21 protein-coding genes and 1 tRNA gene are annotated in these 18,469 nt (G+C 62.5%); 10 read left to right on the forward strand and 12 right to left on the reverse strand.

All coding sequences use genetic code 11. The features are described from left to right. Positions 1 to 38: 38 nt before the first annotated feature. Positions 39 to 2,786, reverse strand: coding sequence for a bifunctional acetate--CoA ligase family protein/GNAT family N-acetyltransferase (locus HSDC_RS03375; RefSeq protein WP_064698482.1), 2,748 nt, complete (start codon positions 2,784 to 2,786; stop codon positions 39 to 41). A 117-nt stretch (positions 2,787 to 2,903) separates the two neighbouring features. On the opposite strand from HSDC_RS03375, the gene HSDC_RS03380 reads away from it, so the two are divergent. The 5 genes from HSDC_RS03380 to HSDC_RS03400 all read left to right on the forward strand — a co-directional run bounded on the left by HSDC_RS03380 (position 2,904) and on the right by HSDC_RS03400 (position 6,731). Further along, complete coding sequence (locus HSDC_RS03380) at positions 2,904 to 3,836, forward strand: histone deacetylase family protein (protein WP_064698483.1); 933 nt, start codon at positions 2,904 to 2,906, stop codon at positions 3,834 to 3,836. Between the two features lie 152 nt (positions 3,837 to 3,988). Further along, entirely contained in the window at positions 3,989 to 4,621 is a 633-nt protein-coding gene (locus HSDC_RS03385; RefSeq protein WP_064698484.1) for a helix-turn-helix domain-containing protein, read from the forward strand. Between the two features lie 55 nt (positions 4,622 to 4,676). Continuing rightward, positions 4,677 to 5,003, forward strand: coding sequence for a DUF1244 domain-containing protein (locus HSDC_RS03390; RefSeq protein WP_064698485.1), 327 nt, complete (start codon positions 4,677 to 4,679; stop codon positions 5,001 to 5,003). After that, entirely contained in the window at positions 5,000 to 5,521 is a 522-nt protein-coding gene (moaB, locus tag HSDC_RS03395) for a molybdenum cofactor biosynthesis protein B (RefSeq protein ID WP_064698486.1), read from the forward strand. The genes HSDC_RS03390 and moaB overlap by 4 nt, the downstream gene beginning before the upstream one ends. Then, positions 5,514 to 6,731 (forward strand): molybdopterin molybdotransferase MoeA, encoded by a 1,218-nt coding sequence (locus HSDC_RS03400; RefSeq protein WP_064698487.1) that lies wholly within the window; start codon positions 5,514 to 5,516, stop codon positions 6,729 to 6,731. Before moaB ends, HSDC_RS03400 begins: the two co-directional genes overlap by 8 nt. A gap of 4 nt (positions 6,732 to 6,735) precedes the next feature. Here HSDC_RS03400 and HSDC_RS03405 read toward each other — a convergent pair whose 3' ends face one another. The 6 genes from HSDC_RS03405 to HSDC_RS03430 all read right to left on the reverse strand — a co-directional run bounded on the left by HSDC_RS03405 (position 6,736) and on the right by HSDC_RS03430 (position 9,530). Continuing rightward, positions 6,736 to 7,299 carry an acyl carrier protein phosphodiesterase gene (locus tag HSDC_RS03405; RefSeq protein ID WP_064698488.1) on the reverse strand — a complete coding sequence of 188 codons (564 nt, stop codon included), beginning with the start codon at positions 7,297 to 7,299 and terminating at the stop codon, positions 6,736 to 6,738. 1 nt (position 7,300) lies between these two features. Further along, the gene (locus HSDC_RS03410) at positions 7,301 to 7,657 is read right to left on the reverse strand and encodes a TusE/DsrC/DsvC family sulfur relay protein (RefSeq protein WP_064698489.1); all 357 of its coding nucleotides are present in this window, start codon (positions 7,655 to 7,657) and stop codon (positions 7,301 to 7,303) included. Then, positions 7,657 to 7,947: a sulfurtransferase complex subunit TusB gene (gene tusB / locus HSDC_RS03415; protein WP_064698490.1), complete on the reverse strand. Its 291-nt coding sequence runs from the start codon at positions 7,945 to 7,947 to the stop codon at positions 7,657 to 7,659. The genes HSDC_RS03410 and tusB overlap by 1 nt, the downstream gene beginning before the upstream one ends. Positions 7,948 to 7,975: 28 nt before the next feature. After that, positions 7,976 to 8,353 carry a sulfurtransferase complex subunit TusC gene (gene tusC, locus HSDC_RS03420; RefSeq protein ID WP_064698491.1) on the reverse strand — a complete coding sequence of 126 codons (378 nt, stop codon included), beginning with the start codon at positions 8,351 to 8,353 and terminating at the stop codon, positions 7,976 to 7,978. 45 nt (positions 8,354 to 8,398) lie between these two features. Next, positions 8,399 to 8,791, reverse strand: coding sequence for a sulfurtransferase complex subunit TusD (gene tusD / locus HSDC_RS03425; RefSeq protein ID WP_064698492.1), 393 nt, complete (start codon positions 8,789 to 8,791; stop codon positions 8,399 to 8,401). 70 nt (positions 8,792 to 8,861) lie between these two features. Beyond that, the gene (locus HSDC_RS03430) at positions 8,862 to 9,530 is read right to left on the reverse strand and encodes a Bax inhibitor-1/YccA family protein (RefSeq protein ID WP_064698493.1); all 669 of its coding nucleotides are present in this window, start codon (positions 9,528 to 9,530) and stop codon (positions 8,862 to 8,864) included. A 253-nt stretch (positions 9,531 to 9,783) separates the two neighbouring features. Between HSDC_RS03430 and HSDC_RS03435 the strand changes: the two genes are divergently transcribed. The 3 genes from HSDC_RS03435 to HSDC_RS03445 all read left to right on the forward strand — a co-directional run bounded on the left by HSDC_RS03435 (position 9,784) and on the right by HSDC_RS03445 (position 11,289). Continuing rightward, positions 9,784 to 9,873: transfer RNA gene (locus HSDC_RS03435), tRNA-Ser, on the forward strand. A gap of 497 nt (positions 9,874 to 10,370) precedes the next feature. Beyond that, a complete protein-coding gene (locus HSDC_RS03440; RefSeq protein ID WP_064698494.1) occupies positions 10,371 to 10,997 on the forward strand; it encodes a hypothetical protein in 627 nt (208 codons plus the stop codon). Positions 10,998 to 11,130: 133 nt separating this feature from the next. After that, positions 11,131 to 11,289 carry a YqaE/Pmp3 family membrane protein gene (locus HSDC_RS03445; RefSeq protein WP_064698495.1) on the forward strand — a complete coding sequence of 53 codons (159 nt, stop codon included), beginning with the start codon at positions 11,131 to 11,133 and terminating at the stop codon, positions 11,287 to 11,289. Positions 11,290 to 11,362: 73 nt separating this feature from the next. Here HSDC_RS03445 and HSDC_RS03450 read toward each other — a convergent pair whose 3' ends face one another. Together HSDC_RS03450 and HSDC_RS03455 are read right to left on the reverse strand one after the other, a co-directional pair. Continuing rightward, positions 11,363 to 12,097 (reverse strand): aspartate racemase/maleate isomerase family protein, encoded by a 735-nt coding sequence (locus HSDC_RS03450; protein WP_064698496.1) that lies wholly within the window; start codon positions 12,095 to 12,097, stop codon positions 11,363 to 11,365. 18 nt (positions 12,098 to 12,115) lie between these two features. After that, the gene (locus tag HSDC_RS03455; protein WP_064698497.1) at positions 12,116 to 13,165 is read right to left on the reverse strand and encodes a CNNM domain-containing protein; all 1,050 of its coding nucleotides are present in this window, start codon (positions 13,163 to 13,165) and stop codon (positions 12,116 to 12,118) included. A 215-nt stretch (positions 13,166 to 13,380) separates the two neighbouring features. Here HSDC_RS03455 and HSDC_RS03460 point away from each other — a divergent pair, with 215 nt between their 5' ends. Then, positions 13,381 to 13,629 carry a GlsB/YeaQ/YmgE family stress response membrane protein gene (locus tag HSDC_RS03460; RefSeq protein ID WP_064698498.1) on the forward strand — a complete coding sequence of 83 codons (249 nt, stop codon included), beginning with the start codon at positions 13,381 to 13,383 and terminating at the stop codon, positions 13,627 to 13,629. Positions 13,630 to 13,730: 101 nt separating this feature from the next. On the opposite strand, the gene HSDC_RS03465 is transcribed toward HSDC_RS03460, so the two are convergent. Beyond that, entirely contained in the window at positions 13,731 to 15,437 is a 1,707-nt protein-coding gene (locus tag HSDC_RS03465; protein WP_064698499.1) for a potassium/proton antiporter, read from the reverse strand. A gap of 247 nt (positions 15,438 to 15,684) precedes the next feature. Here HSDC_RS03465 and HSDC_RS03470 point away from each other — a divergent pair, with 247 nt between their 5' ends. Beyond that, positions 15,685 to 16,857 (forward strand): ABC transporter substrate-binding protein, encoded by a 1,173-nt coding sequence (locus HSDC_RS03470; RefSeq protein ID WP_064698500.1) that lies wholly within the window; start codon positions 15,685 to 15,687, stop codon positions 16,855 to 16,857. A gap of 12 nt (positions 16,858 to 16,869) precedes the next feature. Here HSDC_RS03470 and HSDC_RS03475 read toward each other — a convergent pair whose 3' ends face one another. Together HSDC_RS03475 and HSDC_RS03480 are read right to left on the reverse strand one after the other, a co-directional pair. After that, positions 16,870 to 17,649 (reverse strand): alpha/beta fold hydrolase, encoded by a 780-nt coding sequence (locus tag HSDC_RS03475; RefSeq protein ID WP_064698501.1) that lies wholly within the window; start codon positions 17,647 to 17,649, stop codon positions 16,870 to 16,872. 26 nt (positions 17,650 to 17,675) lie between these two features. Further along, the gene (locus tag HSDC_RS03480) at positions 17,676 to 18,359 is read right to left on the reverse strand and encodes a 7-cyano-7-deazaguanine/7-aminomethyl-7-deazaguanine transporter (protein WP_064698502.1); all 684 of its coding nucleotides are present in this window, start codon (positions 18,357 to 18,359) and stop codon (positions 17,676 to 17,678) included. Between the last annotated feature and the right edge of the window lie 110 nt (positions 18,360 to 18,469).

Consider the following 18,469-nt stretch of genomic DNA (forward strand, 5'->3'; position numbering starts at 1 on the left):
TGGCCGCGCTCAGGCGCTGTCGCCTGGAACGGAGACGTTCAGTCCGTCAGCGCCTCGAGCCGATGCCGTTGCCATTCGCTGCGCGGCTCGTTGAGACGCAGCACGGCGTCCACGACCTGCTCTTCCATGTTGTAGCGCTGGCGAAACCCGAGCTGTTTCATCAGCGCTCGCATGGGATGGTTGTCGGCCATGATCTGGCCGACCATTTCCAGCGTCCCGACCCCTTTGCTGTAGCGGATCATCCTCTCCATCAACAGTTTGCCGATGCCCAAGCCTTGCAGGTCGTCGCGGATGATGATCGAGAACTCGGTGCGAATGTTGTCGGGGTCGTTCCAGACCCGCACGACCCCCAGCATTTCCTTGCTGCCATCCTCGAGCGGATGTTCGGCGATGAAGGCCATCTGGCGGTCATAGTTGATATGCGAGAGCATCGACAGGTCGCGCTGTGACAGATCGGCCTTGTTGTGAAAATACCGAAAACGAATACTCTGCTCGGAGAGCTGAGTGTGGAAACGGGTGATCAGCGGTGCGTCCTCGGCGCGTATCGGCCGGACCTCGACATCCCAGCCATTGCCGAGCGTCACCCATTCCCGCAGTTCTTCTGGATACGGCATGATCGCAAAGCGCGCCGGCTCACCCAGGTCCATGGCAAAATCCACGGCCACTATGCCATCGCGATTGAGCAGGACAGGGTTGAGCTCCAGTCCCTTCAAGGTCGGCAGGTCAGTGGCCATCTGCGAGAGCTTGACCAGCAGCTCGCAAATGCGCTCGATATCGCGTTCCGGATCGCTCGAATGTTCACGAATCATGCGTGCCGCATGGGTACGGCCGACCACATCCGCCGCCAAGGTCATGTTCAATGGTGGAAGAGCCACCTGGCGATCGGCCAGAATGTTCACCTTGTAGCCACCGATGCCGAACACGATCAACGGACCGAACACCGGATCCCGCGTGATGCCCGCGCACAACTGCATGGAATGCTTGCCGCGCTGCATCGCCTGAAGGCAATACTCGCGGATGGTGAAATCGGGAAACTTTTCGCGCACCTTGTCGCCCAGACGCGTCACGCCCTCGGCCACCTCCTCGGGGGTGGCCAGATCCTGCAACAATCCCGCCGAGAGCTTGTGTGGATGCCGCCGATAGCGGAAAGGCCGGCAGTTGCCATCATGGACGACCTTGAGCGCCATGGGGCCATCGAAACCTTGCGCTGCATCGTCGGCCTCCTCGGGCGTCATCAGGTAACGGCTGGGCGCCGAGGGAATACCATAGGTCTCGAGGACCCGTGACACTTCCGAGTGATCGAGACTCTCTCGCCCCTGCTCCCTGGAGCTTTCGATCAGTTCGCGACAGTGAGCCCGGATCGCCGGTGTCGTGGCGAAAGGCAAGCTCGGGGGTGTTTCCTGGAGCAGCGATTGCACTCGCTGGTAATCGACCATGTGCATGAAGGCCTTGACGGCCTTCTCCGGCGAGATATAGGTAGGAATACCGGCCTGGTTGCACTCGTGTCGAGCCGACAGCGCCTCCTCCAGGCCCATCCAACTGGTCAGCAGGTTGCGCTTGAAGCGCTTACGGGCATCGATGATGGCCCGCGCCGTCTCCAGCGATGGCGCCAGGCGGGTTGGCGCATGTACCACCAGCACGGCATCGACACCAGGGTCGGCGGCGACCCGTTCCAGGGTCTCGACGAACTGCGCCGGCGTCGCGAGACCGCCCAGATCGACGGGGTTCTCGCCAGGCTTGCTGCGATCGCGCTGCTCCTGTCGCAGGTGCTGTTGCGTCGCGGCCTCGAAGGTGGCCAGGCGGCCGCCGGCACTGATCAGCTTGTCGATGGCCAGCATCGCCGGCCCCAGGCCATTGGACACCACCGCCAGGCGGTCACCGCGCAGGGGCTTCATGCGCGAGAGGGTCTCCAGTGCGTCGAACAACGCATCGGAGTCGTCGACGCGCACCACCCCGGCACGCGCGAAAGCCGCATCGAAAACCTGATCCCGGTTGGCGATGCCCGGTGTTGCCGGCAGGTTGGAAATATCCGATTCGGCAGTGCGCCCGCTCTTGATGGCCAGCACCAACCGATGACGCGAGGCATCGCGCATCGCGGTCATGAAATGCTGGGCATCGAGGATACGCTCCAGGTGCAGCAGGATGGCCTGGGTCGGCGCATATTGATTGATGTAGTCGATCAGGTCGGGCAGCATCACATCGACGCTGTCGCCGAGGGTCAGCAAGTGCGAGAAGCCGATGCCTCGCCCCGCTGCCCAGTCGATCATGGCGTTGCCCAGCATGCCGGATTGTCCCAGATAGGCCACGCGCCCACGCTTGACCGGCTGACTGGCGTAGGAGGCATTGAGTTTGCGCCCCGGCACGATCAACCCCATGCACTCGGGCCCGAGAACGCGTATGCCGGATGTTCGCGCTGCGCTCAGCATGCGTGAGCGTATCGATTCCGTTTCGCCTCGCACCTCATCGAGATGCGCGCCTCCCGACAACACCAACGCTGCCCGCACCCCGAAGCGCCCCAGCCGATCGATCAACGCCGGCACCGTTTCCACCGGCGAGCAGATCACCGCCAGGTCCGGCACGTGCGGCAACCGGGAGACACGACTCACGCAGGGCACGCCGAACACCTGGTCATAGCCCTTGGGATTGAGTGCCCAGACTTCGCCGCCGAACCCGCCTTCGCGCAGGTTGCGCAGGACCAGTCCACCCATGGAATGGGGCTTCTCGGACGCACCGACCACCACGATGCTGCGCGGCTCGAAGAAGTGGGACAGGAAGCGGGTGCTCATCGAATACTCCGTCGGAGGACAGAAAGACCACAGGCTTGTTCCTGTGTACGACTTATTGCCAGTGTCATGCAAGGACTTCCCACCCCTATCGTAGGCGCAACCCAGCGGAGGGTACGCATGATCACGGCCTACATCACACATCCCGATCAGCCCCGGCACTACATGGGCTCCGAGCATCCCGAATCGCCCCAGCGCCTCGAGGCCATTCGGGCTCGTCTGCTGCGCTCGGGCACTCTCCAGCAGACCATGCAGTCCGAGGCCGTCGAGGCAAGCGAGGCGCAACTGCGGCGCGTCCATTCCGAGGCACACTTGCGCACTCTCGAGCGCTGCGCCCCCGAGCACGGCATCATACCGCTCGATGGCGATACCCTTATGACGCCCGACAGCCTGCGCATCGCCAGGCTAGCCGCCGGCGCGGCCATCAAGGGCGTCGACCGGGTCTACCGACATCAGGCCGACAACGCTTTCTGCGCCATGCGCCCGCCCGGCCATCATGCCGAGGCCGCCACCGCCATGGGCTTCTGCTTCTACAATAATATTGCGGTGGCCGCTGCCCACGCCCGCAGCGAACATGGCGCACGCCGGGTGGCCATCCTCGATTTCGATGTCCACCAATGCAACGGCACCATCGATATTTTCCAGAACGATCCGGGCGTATTGATCTGCACCAGCTTCCAGTATCCCTTCTACCCTTGGCGCTATCTTGACTGCCGGGCCCCCAACGTCGTCAATACGCCGTTGCCGGCCGGCACCGAGGGCCCCGCCTTCCGTCGCGCCATCGAGGCGAGCTGGCTGCCGGCCCTGCACGACTTCCAGCCCGATCTGGTACTGGTCTCGGCCGGCTTCGACGCCCATCGCGAGGATCCCCTGGCCGAGTTATGCCTGGGTGACGAAGACTTCTACTGGGTGAGCCGCCTGGCCATCGACATCGCCGAGCGCTATGCCGAGTGCCGCCTGGTGTCAGTTCTCGAAGGTGGTTACACCGGCGATGCCCTGGGACGCAGTACAGAGGCGCATCTCAAGGCACTGCTGGGCCTGCCCTTCGATTGACGAGGCGTTTCCCGGTGTCAGGAAATCTCGTCGATGGCGACGTGACGCACCCTAGATGTCGTCATCGGCCAGATACGGGTCGCCGAGACTATCTGACAGCCCTGATGGTTATGGTAATCTGGTGAAAACTCCGTTTCCGATAGTGAACTCCGATGACCGCCAGCAACGATCAGGACGCTGCCCTGCGCATTGCCTCCGGGCGCAAGCCGTTCGTCGAGCCCCTGCGGCTCGGTGAACGGCTCAAGGAGATCCGCCTGGCCAACGAATGGACGCTGGGCGACGTCAGCGAGCGTACCGGGCTGGCACGCTCCACCCTTTCCAAGATCGAGAACGACCAGATATCGCCGACCTTCACCGCGGTTCAGAAGCTGATCGGCGGCCTCGGCATTGATCTGCCCCAACTGCTCACCCAACCGCGCACCAAGCCGCGCACCATGGGACGCCGCGACCTGACACGCCGTGGCGAGGGGCAACTGCACCCGACCCCGACCTACGAGCACGAGCTGCTCAGCTGCGAACTGGCCCAGAAGCGCATGATTCCCTTCAAGACCATTGTGCGTGCACGCCGCTTCGAGGAATTCAGCGAGTGGGTCCGTCACGACGGCGAGGAATTCCTGATGATCCTCGAAGGGGCAATCCAGCTGTTCTCCGAATTCTACGAGCCACTTCACCTGGCCAAGGGCGACAGCATCTACTTCGACAGCGACATGGGCCATGCCCTGGTGTCGGTCAGCGAAGAAGACGCCGTGGTGCTTTCGGTGTGCACACCGCGGGACGGCCACTGACGAGCCGCCTTGCTCAGCGGCACGCTATCGAATCTCTAGCCAATGGAGCGACACCATGCAGGATTTCGACGATACCACCCGTACCGAACTCGAAGCCGCCGCCTTTCGACGGTTGCTGCGCCATCTGGACGAGAACAAGGACGTGCAGAACATCGATCTGATGATACTGGCCGACTTCTGCCGCAACTGCCTGTCCAAGTGGCTGGTGGCCGAGGCCGAAGCCCGCGGCGAGTCGCTGGACTATGAAGCAGCCCGGGAATACGTCTACGGCATGCCCTACAGCGAGTGGAAAGCGCACTATCAGACCGAGGCGACCCCGGAGCAGTTGGCGGCCCTCGAGGCACGCCAGGCCGCGAAGCGTGAGCGGAGCGACGACGAATGAGCGAGGCGATGATCCCCCTTTCCGTGGCGGTGCTCACCGTCTCCGACTCGCGCACCGAGGAGACCGACCGCAGCGGCCAGGCCCTGGTGGAACGCCTGGAGGGCGCCGGCCACCGGTTGCATGACAAGCGAATCGTCGTCGACGACGTCTACCGGATTCGCGCTCAAGTCGCCGCCTGGATCGCCGAGGCCGAGGTCCAAGTCATCCTGACCACCGGCGGTACCGGCTTCACCGGGCGCGACTCAACGCCGGAAGCCGTCTCGGTGCTGCTCGACAAGCGCATCGAAGGATTCGGCGAACTCTTTCGGCATCTCTCCTGGCAGGAGATCGGCAGCTCTACCGTTCAAAGCCGCTGCCTTGGCGGTCTGGCCAACAATACCGTCGTGTTCTGCCTTCCCGGCTCGACCGGCGCCTGTCTCACGGCCTGGGACGGCATCCTTGCCGAGCAACTCGACAGTCGCCATCAGCCCTGCAATTTCGCCAACCTGGTGATTCCCGAACGAGGCCAGCATGCCTGAGACAGCTTCCCTCCAGCCCGTGGAAGCGGGCCTCGATGCCCTGCTCGAAGATGTCCCGGTGATGCCCGCGGAGAATCTTCCTTGCAGCCAGGCGGCACGTCGCGTGCTCGCCGGCGATGTCATGGCCCGCCTCGATGCTCCCCCCTTCGACAACAGTGCCATGGACGGCTACGCCCTGCGCCACGAAGACGCCGGGCGTACCCTGCCGGTCTCCCAACGCATCGCTGCTGGAGCGAGGGTCACCCCCTTGGCGCCGAACAGCTGCGCCCGGATATTCACCGGCGGCGCCTTGCCTGAAGGCGCCGACTGCGTCGTCATGCAGGAACGCGTCGAGATCACCGACGACGGCATCCGCTTCCCCGACAACATCCCTTTCCACGACAATGTACGTCTTCAGGGCAGCGACGTGAGCGCTGGCCGCCCGTTGCTCGATGCCGGCACTCGCCTCGATGCAGCGGCCCTCGGCCATCTCGCCGGACAGGGCATCACCGAGGTCGCGGTGCGCCGTCGGCCGCGTGTCGCCCTGCTCTCCACCGGAGACGAGCTCATCGAGCCCGGCCAGCCCCTGGCATTCGGTCAGATCTACAACGGCAATCGCCCCATGCTGACACACCTTCTCGAGACCTTCGGGGCTGACGTCACGCATCTGGCGACAGTACCGGACGATGTCGAGGGAACCCGGGAGATGCTGCGCAACGCGGCGCAGCAAACTGATGTGGTCGTCACCACCGGCGGTGTCAGCGTCGGCGAGGAAGACCACGTCAAGGCTGCTCTCGAGTCCCTGGGACGTCTCGACCTCTGGCGGCTGGCCCTTCGCCCTGGCAAACCCCTTGCCCTGGGCCGACTGCCCGACGGCCATGGCGGCGAGACTCGCTTCGTCGGTCTGCCCGGCAATCCGGTCTCTTGTTTCGTGGGCGCCTGGCTCTTTCTGCGCCCCCTCATGGGCGCTCTGCTTCATTGCCCCGAGCTGGCCCAGCTTCCCCGGCTCTCCGCCCACGCCGACTTCTCGACCCGTACTGGTCCGCGCCGCCACTATATGCGCGTGAAGCTGGCGTTCACCCGGGAGGGAATCGTGGCTCACGCCTATCCCGATCAGAAGTCCGGCGTGCTGTCATCCTGCGTCGGTGCCGATGCCCTGGCGGTCATCGAGCCCGATGCCGATATCGCCAAGGGGGATGTCGTCGACTGCCTGTGGTTGCGTGGCGACTAACCCCTCAGGGGGCCACGCTCAATTCCCCCTCGAGATCGCCCCATAAGGCCTCGAAATCCTTCGCCAGCCGGACATAATCGCGCTCCATCCAGGGCACCAGGCGTGCGAGATGGTTGGGGCCGGTGATCCGGCGCCCCACGCCGGCCACCGCTCGGCAGGTGAAGGAAAAGTCCGCATAGCCCCTCAGCCAATCCTGGCGTATCAGGGCCGGCATCATGGCCTCCAGGCGAGCCGGTGCGACACGCCCTTCCAGAACGCGATAGCAGCGCATCACCAGGACATCGCGTTCAGGCGTCATCAATTGCCGAGCGAGGAAATGATCCCACAGCAGGTCGAGGGCGATCCCCGCATAGCGACGCTGAGGCGATGGCGCCCTGGCCCTGGCCTCGCGCACGACAGGATGTGCATCGACATAGGCATCCACCCGGCGGTGGTGACGAATACCTCCGGCGACCTCCTCTCCCCAGGCGTCGAGCTCAACCCCCTTGACGCCATCGGCGATGAGATTGCCGTACAGGAAATCATCCGAACCACCTCTCGCCAGCCAGCCGTGCGCCAGAAAGTTCATGTCACAGGCAATGGCTGGGTTTGGGCAGCCCCGCCAGGCGAGCCGCCACCTTGGCAGGGCTGCCGGGAAACAGGCGCATCAGATGGATGGAACGCCCCTTGTCAGGCCCCAGGCTGCGTCCCACCGCCTTGACCAGAGGACGCATGGCAGGTGCCATCTCGTAACGCGCATAGAAGTCGCGCAACACCTCGATCACCTCCCAATGCGCCTCGTCCAGCGAAATGCCTTCTTCGCCTGCCAGCGCCCTGGCAACGTCGGGGGTCCATTGCGTGAGGTCGACGAGATATCCTTCGGGATCGAGGCCCACCTCTGTTGTTTCATCGACCGTTAGATAACGGTATATTTCCGTGGTTGCCATCAGTACCAACTCAAGGTTCGTTCGGCCTGCTCGGTCAAGGTCACGAAGCCCTCGACATCCACTACCTCGACCCGTTCGTCATGGCGATTCATGAGCCCTCGGGCTTCGAGGTCTTCGTGCAGTGCGTAGAGTCGCCCCTCGATACTCGCAAACTCATCAACCAAAGACGGCAATGCCCCTTGCACGCCATCTTCGATGAGCAACAATCGATCCTCGGCCGCCATGGCCGAGAGCGCCTGTTCAACCGCTCGCCCGGCATCCGGAGCACGGTTCACGATATGCAGTTTCATCACTTCCTCATCGGCAGCACGCAGCTCGCTAGAACGTCAGTATCAGGGCATGGCGCTCCACCAGCTCGGCAATGGCCGTATCCTCCAGGGCGACAGGGGCCAGCAGCAAATCCTGTTGTGCGATGCCATATCGCGCCATGGCCGGCCCTTCGACGTAGAGAGTTTCGATATCATACATCTCGAGCATCTCGAGCGTCGGGCTCGTGCCCTTCTGTCCGAGCACTCCTGCCCCCTGACCATCCAGCAGCGCCAGGACACCCTCGCCCATGAACAACAACGCCACCCGCCGGCCGAAGGCGGCTCCCACGAGGGCAGCATCGAGGCCTTCCCGCAACCAGCTCGTGCCGTGAGGGCCGTGGCGCAGGATCACCAGTAGATCGCCATCGGGCATTTCAGCATTACTCATCATCATTCCTTGCGCGAAACATCCGGACCGCTGCCCAATCAATCGCTAAGGGCCGAAGGTCACCAGCCGATCGCAACTCAGCCCAACATCGACGAGCTGGCCGAGCCCCGTCAACTCGAAGGGAGCTTCCACACTGTAGCCAGACTTGCCATGTCGACTCGCTTCTCGCTCGTCCAGCAAGCCGCGTCGCAATGCCGCCGCGATACAGACCTGCAGCGTGACGCCATGTTCGGCATGCAATGCCGCCCATCCATCCACCAGGTGAGGCTCATCCTGGGGAGGCGCCGCCAGCCGGGCGGCGTTGTACACGCCATCATGGTAGAAGAACACGGTCTCCAGCCGATGCCCACGAGCCAGCAAAGCCCGGGCGAAGCGAAGTGCCGAATGACTGGCCTGATCACTGTAGGGGGCACCCATCAACAGGATCGCATAGCGCATGATACATCTCTCTGAACGCGCTGGCCCCGCCGTAGCGGGGCCAGCTTGGAGGTAGACGTCCGAGCTCGGTTCAGTCCTGACTCATGATACCCAGAATGGAAAGCAGGCTGATGAACAGGTTGTAGATGGAAACGTACAGAGTGATGGTGGCGAGGATATAGTTAGTCTCGCCGGCACGGTGCACGATCTCGCTGGTTTGATAAAGGATGGCCGCGGCGGAGAAGAGCACGAAGCCGGCGGAGACCATCAGGGAGAGGCCAGGAATCTGCAGAAAGATGCTGGCCAGCATGGCAAGCACCAGCACGATGGCCCCGGCAAGCAGGAAGTTGCTCAGGAAGCTGAAGTCCTTGCGGGTCACCAGCGCCACGGCGGAAAGCCCCAGGAACGTGAGGCCGGTCATGCCCAGTGCGGTCATGATCAGCTGCGCCCCATTGGGCAGGGTCAGGTAAGCACTCAGGATGGGCCCGAGCGTGAAGCCCATGAAACCGGTAAAGGCGAAGGTCGCCAGAAGGCCGAGGGCAGAGTTGGCGGTCTTGTGGACCAGGAACATCAGCCCATAGGCACCGATGAAGAATACCAGAATGTTCATCTGCTGGACGCCAAGCGCCATGGCGGCGCCGGCCGTCACGGCCGAGAACAGCAGCGTCATCGCCAACAGCCCATACGTGTTGCGCAGCGTCTTGTTGGCACTGACGCCTCGTGACTGCTGATGTGTCACGTGCGTGTCTTGGTAAGCCATTGATCCAGAGCTCCCTGTTTTATGATGATCCAGGCAATCGACACAGAATGCCCCCTGAAGGTTCCCGACGCAAGCGCCCATCCGGACGGCCCCGCCGCTCTTCTCCAAGGGCCGGCGCCTCGTTGTCTGGCAGACGATGCCAGAGACGCGCCTGTACAGTATACGCCACGCGCTCCGTTGCATGGATAACATCTTGATCGGCTTGGGCTCTTGACTCAACGCAAAATATTGGTAGGATACACCGCCGTGAGCCGGAGGGATGGCAGAGCGGTTGAATGCACCGGTCTTGAAAACCGGCGAAGGCGCGAGTCTTCCCAGGGTTCGAATCCCTGTCCCTCCGCCACCTTCTTCAAGGGAATCAGCTACTTAGCTGGTTCCCTTTTTCATTTCCGATAGTCAAAAACTGCCCAAGCGTGCAACGGCGCAGCGCTACCCATTGCCGGGCTTTCCTGCCGCAGGCCGCCCCGTCAAGGTCGTCGACGCAATCTGATATGAGCAAGCCTCGTCACGGACTTGCGCAAAACACCCCATGTTCCACGAAACAACCTGGCAAACAACGCGGCACGTGACCGGGCGTTGAGTCGCTCTATCGCCTGCATTTTTGGGTCCGGGTTGTGAAAGGCCATAAGCGCTCCTCCCTTCTCATCCCCACAGGCTACCACAGAGGCTATCGATCACAGCGGCTATCGAGGTTCGTCGCCTGCCAACGACTAACGACTGGACACGACAATCGCCACAAGAGATCTTCATAACAATCGCGCATCGACTTCGGTTCTTTTCAGAATGTCAGCGGTCCCACACCATTACGACGTCATTCCTGTCAGGCAAGGAGCGCCCAACATGATCGACTGGATCAGTCAGCACAGCAGTTTTCTGCAGGTCCTCACGAGCGTCGCGACACTCGTGATCTGGATTGTCTACGCCCAGATGTTGCTGGCGGGATTCATCCGGCAACGCCGTCCCAAGGTCGTCATCAACCAGGTCATGGGGTTGTCGACCAGGGGGCGCTGCCTGATCAGCAACATGAGTGCAGAACACATCCATATCGAGTCGGCACATGTCCGGCTGCATAGTCACGAGGGGGTCAGACGCTGCACCGTATCCGAGATACAGCGGGAAGAAGACGCCACGACGCCGACGTCGATTCAGGGTGGCACCCTGCAAGGTCCGTTGTCATCGGGGAGTTACATTGATGCCGGAGAGATTCAGCATCTGGTCAGTCGGGCACGCCAGGCTCCCATCGAGGACAAGTCGACACTGTGCCGCGACGAGAATGCCCAGTACGTGCTCGAGCTGCTCGTGCTCTACATCTACAGCTCAGCGCCCGGCATCATGGGCGCAAGCCGCCAGTTCGTGTTCGATGACGATGGGCAGGCCACACCGGCCCATCTGGAGACGCGCCAGCACCGCAACCGGCGCGAACGCAAACGCATGTCGAGACTCTATCGCACTTATCTGGACAGTTAGGCGGGACCGATACCTGACATTTCCCGGTCTCATTTCCATCATAAGCTCTGGCATAATGAAGACGCCGGACATCGAAGCCTGGCGTCGTGATCCATTCACGAGCAATCTCAGTCATCATTACCGAGGGATAGAAATGGACATCATCCGTATCATTCTCGCCATCATCTTGCCGCCGGTCGGCGTCTTCCTTCAGGTTGGCCTTGGCCTGCACTTCTGGGTAAACATCCTGCTGACGATCCTGGGATACATTCCAGGTATCGTGCATGCCATCTGGATCATCGCGCGACGCTAGCAAAGAGGACACGCGGCTCCTTCACCGGGGCCGCGGCCTTTCATCACTCGGGCATCAGTCTCGATCGCTCGGTTCAGAGCGTCGCCAACGGCCCCAGCAACGCCTCCGGCAACGGTGCCCCCAGGCGCCGCAGGCCGGCCCACAAGGTCACCTGATTGGCCGTCAGGACCTCACGCCCCACCTCTCGGCACAACGCCGGACGCAATGCCAGACTATTGATCGCGGTATCGGGTACCATCAGCGGTCGTGCCGACGGATGTGCCTCGCTGAAGCGACGCACCTCCCCCAGGATATCCGCCGTGTTGGAATCGGCGGCATAGGGGCAGTCGAGGGCATGGCTGTGCACTACTTCGATACCGCTCTCGCGCAGGAAGGAGACCAGGCGCAGGGTGACATCGTCGGGATAGGGACTCAACAGGTCGAGAGACCGGCAGCCCAGCGCCTCGAAGGCTTCACCGAATGCCAGGGCAGTGCTGGTGACCGGCACGCCGAGAGTCTCTTCCAGCTCATGGACCTGCCGCCACGCCCACGACAGCCCACCGATGAAGCTGCCGCTGGTGCAGGCCCAGACCAAGGCGCCAATGTCATGTCGACGCACCAGCGCCTCGCCGGCCGGCTGCAGCCGCTCGGTGGCTCCCAGAGCCAGCAGCGCGGTGGTGGTGTGATGACCATCGCTGGGAATTCCGCCTACCGCGATATGCGGCAGACGACTGCCACCCTCGAGGCATTCCGGTGCGTACCATTCATAGTCGTCGGGTCCGTCATCGGGCAACAGGATGCCCAGAGTCGACACGGACGCTTTCGTCATTTCCGCCTCCCCGCGCCATCACGACGACGTTTCGGCCGAATCCTCTTTATTGGGGTGACGACGCCGCAGGTTCTTGGTCCATCGCTGCCTGGCGTACTTGCGCAGGTTGGCGACATTGTCGGTCTCATCGACGATGTCCTGACCCAGGATCGTCTCGATCACATCTTCCAGCGTGATCAGCCCCAACCAGGTACCCAGGTCATCATAGACGACACAGAGGTGCTGCTTGTCGGCCACCATCATGCTGAATACGCGCTCGACGCTCTCTTCGGCGGCCACCGATTTGACCGGATGCATCAGCGACTTCAGCGTTTCCCCATCGTCAGCGTGGTACGTATCTGCCTTATGGACATAGCCCATCGCCTGCTCGCCACCATCCATGACAGGAAAACGCGTGAAGGCAGCATTGCCCAGGGCCTCGTCGAACTCCGCCACAGTCATCTGGGGCTTGACGGCCATGCATACCGTACGGGGCGTCATCACGCTTCTCACGTCGATCTCATGGAGATTGAGAATGTTGGTGATCACTCGTGCCTCGTCGGCATCCAGAGCGTCCTCTTCGAGCCCGATCTTGGCCAGCGCCTTGATTTCACCGCGCATGTCGGTGTCATCGCCTTCACGACCTATCCGACGAGTGATCCGCTCGGAGAGCCAGACGAAGGGCTTGAGCAACCAGACCATGGCTTCCAGCATCGGGGCGATGAAGCCCGTCAGCGGACGCCAGTAGGTGGCACCGATGGTCTTGGGAATGATCTCTGAGGCAATCAGGATGAGTAGCGTCATCACTACCGAGGCCGCTCCCAGCCAGGCCTCGCCGAACACGACCGTGACCTGGGCACCGACGCCGGTGGCACCGACGGTGTGCGCCACGGTATTGAGCGTCAGAATCGCCGACAATGGCTGGTCGATGTTCTGCTTCAGGCGTGCCAGCCGACGATGCAACGCTGGCTTGGTATCCCGCAGCTGCGCGACATAGCTCGGTGTCATGGAGAGCAACGCCGCTTCTAGCAGCGAACAGAGAAAGGAAATACCGATGGCAACAAGGGCAAAGGTAATCAGCAGTATCATGGGGCCTCGAAAGGATCGCCTAGGAAAGCCACCCAAGGGTAGCTTCTCAATCATCGCTGATCGCCTGCCACCGGGCAAGCAAGCACCGGCCGGCTGTGACATTCGTTAACGACTGGGATGCCACATCGGCGTGGACAGCACAGCACTGGTCGACCAGACTAATGATCGCCTATCACTTATATGGCAAGACGACGACAACGGATCAGGAGGATCGCATGGGCATCATTTCTTGGATCATTTTCGGCCTCATCGCAGGCATCGCCGCCAAGTTCATCATGCCTGGCAAGGATGGCGGGGGCATCATCATGACCTGCATCCTGGGCATCATCGGCGCCGTGGTGGGGGGCTGGATCAGCACTCTGCTGGGCATGGGTCAGGTGGACGGCTTCAATATCGGCAGTTTCGTGATCGCCATCATCGGCGCACTGGTCGTGCTCTTCATCTACAACAAGGTCGTGAAATGAAACATCTGGGCCGGTCATCATGGCCGGCCCGCTTCTCCTCTCTCTTCCCTCTTTCTCTTCCGTCCTTTCTCTCGCGTCGCATCAGGGTGCCCACGCTCAGCTCAGTAGAGCCGTAGGCCCACCTGGGTTACGCGGTTGCCCTCCATCTTGCTCACGACCCAGTGGATACCGTGCCAATCGACGTCATCGCCCACCACAGGATGACCGCCGACGCGTAGCGACAGGAATTCTTCCAGCGTCATCTCGTGCTCTCCGGGACTCAGCGTCAGCCCGTACGCTTCCGCCAGATCCCCCATGCGCACGTCGCCGGAGAAAGTGAAGGTGCCGAAAAACGCCTTCTCGCGCTTGAGCGTGGCATCACCATTGAACAGCTTGTTGAGCGCCGGCAGATCATCGGTGCGGCCGATCACGCAAAGCACGTCGCCACGACACAGACGCGTCGACCCCTTGGGATGCAGCATCACGCCATCACGGAACAAGGAGGCAATCAAGGCGCCCGAGGGGAAACGCAGCAAACGGATCGGCACGTCCTCCAGATCGCTGTTCTCCACCACGTAGACAAACATCTCGAAGTCATTTTCGGCCTGGATACCGAGCGGCCCCCGTCGGTTGGGCGTGACCATGGGGGGCAGCATCACCTTCATGCGGCGTGCCATCCACGGCAGAGAGCCCCCCTGGATGAGCAGTGAAAGCAGCACCACCGCAAAGGCGACATTGAAATACAATGAGGCGTTCTCGACGCCCCCGATGACCGGGAAGATCGCCAGCACGATCGGGACGGCGCCTCGCAGCCCCACCCAGGCGATGAAAACGACCTCGCGCCAGCGAAAACGAAAGAATGGCTTGATGGCCACCAGCACGGCCAAAGGGCGCGCCACGAAGATCAACCCCAACGCCACCAGGGCAGCCGGCAAGGCATACTCGAGCATCTCGCTGGGCGTGACCAGCAGGCCCAGCACCAGGAACAGGCCGATCTGGCTCAGCCAGGCCAGACCATCATGCACCGGAAGAATGAAGTTGAGATGACGCCCCGGCCGGTTGCCGATCATCAGGCCCGTCAGATAGATCGCCAGGAAGCCACTTCCTCCCAGGGCGGCGCTGACGCCGAAGACACAGAAACCAAGGGCCAATGCCAGCAAGGAGTAGAGGCCCGGCGCGAGATCCAGCCAGCTCAGCAGGCGCGCACTCACCCAGCCACCGCCGATACCGATGACGATCCCCAGGCCAAACTGCTGGAGGAAGAACAGCCCGGTCTCCCAGGGACCACCGATATCGCCGACCAGCAGTTCGACCAGCATCAAGGTCAGAAAGATGGCCATCGGGTCGTTGGTACCGGACTCGATCTCCAGCGTCGCCCCGACCCTTTCATTGAGGTTGATACCGCGGCCCCCCAGCATCGAGAAGACCGCCGCGGCATCAGTGGAGCCGACAATGGCCCCGACCAGCAGGCCCTGTACCAGCGTCAGATCGAAGACCAGCATAGCGATGCCACCCACCAGACCGCTGGTCAGGAAGACCCCCAGCGTCGCCAGGCTCAAGGCCGGCTTGAAGCCGACACGGAATGTCTTCAGCCGGGTACGGAGCCCGCCATCCAGCAGGATCATCGCCAGGGCGAGATGGCCGATCAGAAAGGCCAGTGCATAGTCATCGAACTGGATCCCCAGTACACCTTCCTCGCCGGCCAGCATGCCGAGCCCGAGGAAGATCAGCAGCAGTGGCACGCCAACCAGGGTCGAAAGCCGGCTGGCGAGAACACTCAAGGCGATGAGAAAGCCACTGAGCAGAAAAAGGGTATTGATCGAATCCATGCGCCCTACCCCTGGAGATGATGTTTGATTGTCTCATGACACAGCGAGCATCGCGATGGCCTCATACTGGCCAGGCACCGGCCTGCGCCGATAGACTAGCCGGAATCGCTCGCACCGCAGAAAGTCGCCCGTGAAGGCCCGCGGCTGCCATCATGGGCGGATCGATTCGGGCTGCCGCCCGCCCCATTGCCGGCCCAACGATCATTGCGGGACAACTGAGCCGGACGTCACCGCTGGAGTCACTGCCATGTTCTCATTTCGCCGGTCGTTACTGGCGCTGGGTATCCTGCTGCTTGTCGGCAGCCTGTTTCCCTCCTTGCATGCCATCGGGATGGAGGAAGGCAACGCCACCGAGCAACGTTATCCGCCATTGAACACCGTCGTCATGGTCCCCGACCTGCCAGCGGTGGCATCGACTGATCCCCTGGAGGCTTACCGTGGCTTGCCCAGCGGTCCGGCAGTGGACACACCTTCCCATCCCATCGCACCGGCGATCGCCCTAGGGCCGCCAGGCCCCATTGCCCCACCGCCGGTCGACCGGCTCACGGTCTCGCTGGACTGGTACCCAAGCCCGCGGCACGCTGCCCTGTACGTTGCCAAGGCGCTCGACATGTTCGAGCACCGAGGGCTGGACATCCGGCTGTCGACCCCCGCCGACCCGGAGGTGCCAACCAAGCTCCTTGCCGACTCGAGAATCGACCTGGCACTGACTCGCCAACCGCTCCTTCATCGGCAAGTCGATCAAGGCATGCCGCTGGTCCGTGTCGCCACGCTGGTGGGAGTTCCGCTGACTGCTCTGGTCGTGAGGCGCGATAGCGGCATCGCCTCTCCCGCCGAACTGGCAGGTGCCCGCATCGGCCATGCCGATCAAGACGCGGAAGCGATACTCCTGCCCGCCATGATCGCCGGCCACGACGTTTCCATGGACAGCATCGACACCCCGAACGTTCACTATCGCCTCGAACAGGCCATGCTCGAGGGGCGGGTGGACGCCGTGATCGGCGGCATGCGGCACCTGTTGCCCCGCGCCCTGGCCAACGACGGCCTGGCAACGCGCAGCTTTGCGGTGGAAGACCATGGCATGCCCCGCCACGACGGCCTGATTCTGGTGGCCAATCGCAACAACCTGGCACAGCAGCGTTCAGCCATCCGGCGCTTCGTGTCGGCCCTCGAGGAAGCCACGGCATGGATCCTCAAGCACCCTGACGAAAGCTGGCCTTTGCTCATTGCTACCGAACCGACGCTGGATACGCCCGTCAACCGCGACGCTTGGCCGGAGATACGAGCGCGCCTGACCCAGACACCCGGTGCCTTGAGCCATGGGCGCTACCAGGATGTCGAATCGTTTCTCTTCGAAACCGGGCTGATCAAAGAGCGCCAACCCGTGACGCGTCTCGCCGTGGATATCAGCTCGCCTTGAGAATCAGCGGCGTCAACTCACCTCGTCGAGAAAGCGATTGACCGCCGCCTGAAACGCCTCGGGCTGCTCGGCATGCAACCAATGTCCGGCCTCCAGGGTCACCAGCTCGGCCTCCGGCAACACCTCGCGCAGGGCCGGCAGCATCTCGTCGGTCACGTATCGCGAGCGCGAACCGCGCACCACCAACGTCGGCCCCGTGAAAGCCCCTTCCCCGGCCGGCTCGGCCATGATGGCATCGTAATCGCCCTCGATCTCGTCGAGTCCGATGCGCAGGCGAAGCCCCTCGGCCTGCTCGTCGCGCTCCAGGTTGGTCGCCAGAAATAGCCGGGTGGGCCGCTCATCGACATGCTCGGCGAGCAAGGCATCCGCCTCCCCACGCGTGGTCGGCGCCCCGCGCTCGAGGCGCCGCAATCCGGCGAAGATACTGTCGTGATCGTGGCCATAGGCTCGTGGCGCGATATCGGCGACGATCAGGGACGCCACGCGTGATGGTGCGAGCCGCGCTACGCTGATTACCACCTTGCCTCCCATGGAATGCCCCAGCAGGTGGGCCTTTTGCACGTCCAGGCGGTCAAGCAGCGCCAGCAGATCTTCGGCCATCGCCTCGTACCCCATGCCCTCGACATGGGGTGACCGGCCATGATTGCGCAGATCCACGGCAATCACCCGGCGTGACTCGCGCCACTTCTTGATGTGCGAGCGCCAATTGTCGGCACTGCCCAGCAGGCCGTGAACCACCACCAGCGGCACGCCCTCGCCACCGGTATCGATATGGTTGAGTGCGACGGGCATCGAAGTCTCTCCTTGTACGGTTGAATTCAAGAACGAGCGCGGGCCTGTTCGGGTGTCACATCCTCGCCGCCGGTCATGGCCACCAGACGACGCGTCAACCAGCCGAGCAGAACACCGTACAACGGCAGGAACAGCGCCAGGCTGATGCCAAGCTTGATGGCATAGTCCACCCAAGCGATTTCGGGCCAGTGGGCCGCCATGAAAGGATCAGGGCTGCGGTGGAAGGCAACCGAGAAGAAGGCGAAGGTATCGGCCAGATTGCCGAACAGTGTCGACATCGCCGGTGCCACCCACCAGGTCCGCAACTGGCGCAGTCGATCGAATACCGTGACATCCAGCAACTGGCCGACCACATAGGCCATGAAGCTGGCGAGCGCGATGCGTGCCACGAACAGATCCCACTGGGCCAGCGCCTCGAACCCGGCGAACCCGCCCCGGGGAAAGACCACCGAGACGACATAGGACACCAGCAACGCCGGGAACATGACCCGAAAGATTATGGCCCGGGCCGGCTCCTTGCCGAACAGCCGCACCGTGAGGTCGGTGGCAAGAAAGATGAAGGGAAAGCTGAAGGCACCCCAGGTGGTATGCAGGCCAAAAAGGCTGAACGGCAACTGAACGAGATAGTTACTGGCCGCAATGACCAGAATATGAAAGGCAACCAGCAGGACCAGGCAGCGGCGGGTCTGGGCGGCGGACAACACGAACATCAAGACAACCTTTTTGGCGGGAGGGGTGAGGGAACCCTCATGGTGATGGGCAAGCCGGGACAGCGGCGCGACGCACGCATTATACGCACCTGCCGGCACCCGGCCAAATG

Origin of the sequence: Halomonas caseinilytica (genome assembly GCF_001662285.1) — a bacterium.
GTDB classification, from domain to species: Bacteria; Pseudomonadota; Gammaproteobacteria; order Pseudomonadales; family Halomonadaceae; genus Halomonas; species Halomonas caseinilytica.

Excerpts from the sequence above, each read along its gene's own strand:
- HSDC_RS03375 (WP_064698482.1), bottom strand. The coding sequence starts at position 2,786 with ATGAGCACCCGCTTCCTGTCCCACTTCTTCGAGCCGCGCAGCATCGTG.
- HSDC_RS03380 (WP_064698483.1), top strand. The coding sequence starts at position 2,904 with ATGATCACGGCCTACATCACACATCCCGATCAGCCCCGGCACTACATG.
- HSDC_RS03385 (WP_064698484.1), top strand. The coding sequence starts at position 3,989 with ATGACCGCCAGCAACGATCAGGACGCTGCCCTGCGCATTGCCTCCGGG.
- HSDC_RS03390 (WP_064698485.1), top strand. The coding sequence starts at position 4,677 with ATGCAGGATTTCGACGATACCACCCGTACCGAACTCGAAGCCGCCGCC.
- moaB (WP_064698486.1), top strand. The coding sequence starts at position 5,000 with ATGAGCGAGGCGATGATCCCCCTTTCCGTGGCGGTGCTCACCGTCTCC.
- HSDC_RS03400 (WP_064698487.1), top strand. The coding sequence starts at position 5,514 with ATGCCTGAGACAGCTTCCCTCCAGCCCGTGGAAGCGGGCCTCGATGCC.
- HSDC_RS03405 (WP_064698488.1), bottom strand. The coding sequence starts at position 7,299 with ATGAACTTTCTGGCGCACGGCTGGCTGGCGAGAGGTGGTTCGGATGAT.
- HSDC_RS03410 (WP_064698489.1), bottom strand. The coding sequence starts at position 7,657 with ATGGCAACCACGGAAATATACCGTTATCTAACGGTCGATGAAACAACA.
- tusB (WP_064698490.1), bottom strand. The coding sequence starts at position 7,947 with ATGAAACTGCATATCGTGAACCGTGCTCCGGATGCCGGGCGAGCGGTT.
- tusC (WP_064698491.1), bottom strand. The coding sequence starts at position 8,353 with ATGAGTAATGCTGAAATGCCCGATGGCGATCTACTGGTGATCCTGCGC.
- tusD (WP_064698492.1), bottom strand. The coding sequence starts at position 8,791 with ATGCGCTATGCGATCCTGTTGATGGGTGCCCCCTACAGTGATCAGGCC.
- HSDC_RS03430 (WP_064698493.1), bottom strand. The coding sequence starts at position 9,530 with ATGGCTTACCAAGACACGCACGTGACACATCAGCAGTCACGAGGCGTC.
- HSDC_RS03440 (WP_064698494.1), top strand. The coding sequence starts at position 10,371 with ATGATCGACTGGATCAGTCAGCACAGCAGTTTTCTGCAGGTCCTCACG.
- HSDC_RS03445 (WP_064698495.1), top strand. The coding sequence starts at position 11,131 with ATGGACATCATCCGTATCATTCTCGCCATCATCTTGCCGCCGGTCGGC.
- HSDC_RS03450 (WP_064698496.1), bottom strand. The coding sequence starts at position 12,097 with ATGACGAAAGCGTCCGTGTCGACTCTGGGCATCCTGTTGCCCGATGAC.
- HSDC_RS03455 (WP_064698497.1), bottom strand. The coding sequence starts at position 13,165 with ATGATACTGCTGATTACCTTTGCCCTTGTTGCCATCGGTATTTCCTTT.
- HSDC_RS03460 (WP_064698498.1), top strand. The coding sequence starts at position 13,381 with ATGGGCATCATTTCTTGGATCATTTTCGGCCTCATCGCAGGCATCGCC.
- HSDC_RS03465 (WP_064698499.1), bottom strand. The coding sequence starts at position 15,437 with ATGGATTCGATCAATACCCTTTTTCTGCTCAGTGGCTTTCTCATCGCC.
- HSDC_RS03470 (WP_064698500.1), top strand. The coding sequence starts at position 15,685 with ATGTTCTCATTTCGCCGGTCGTTACTGGCGCTGGGTATCCTGCTGCTT.
- HSDC_RS03475 (WP_064698501.1), bottom strand. The coding sequence starts at position 17,649 with ATGCCCGTCGCACTCAACCATATCGATACCGGTGGCGAGGGCGTGCCG.
- HSDC_RS03480 (WP_064698502.1), bottom strand. The coding sequence starts at position 18,359 with ATGTTCGTGTTGTCCGCCGCCCAGACCCGCCGCTGCCTGGTCCTGCTG.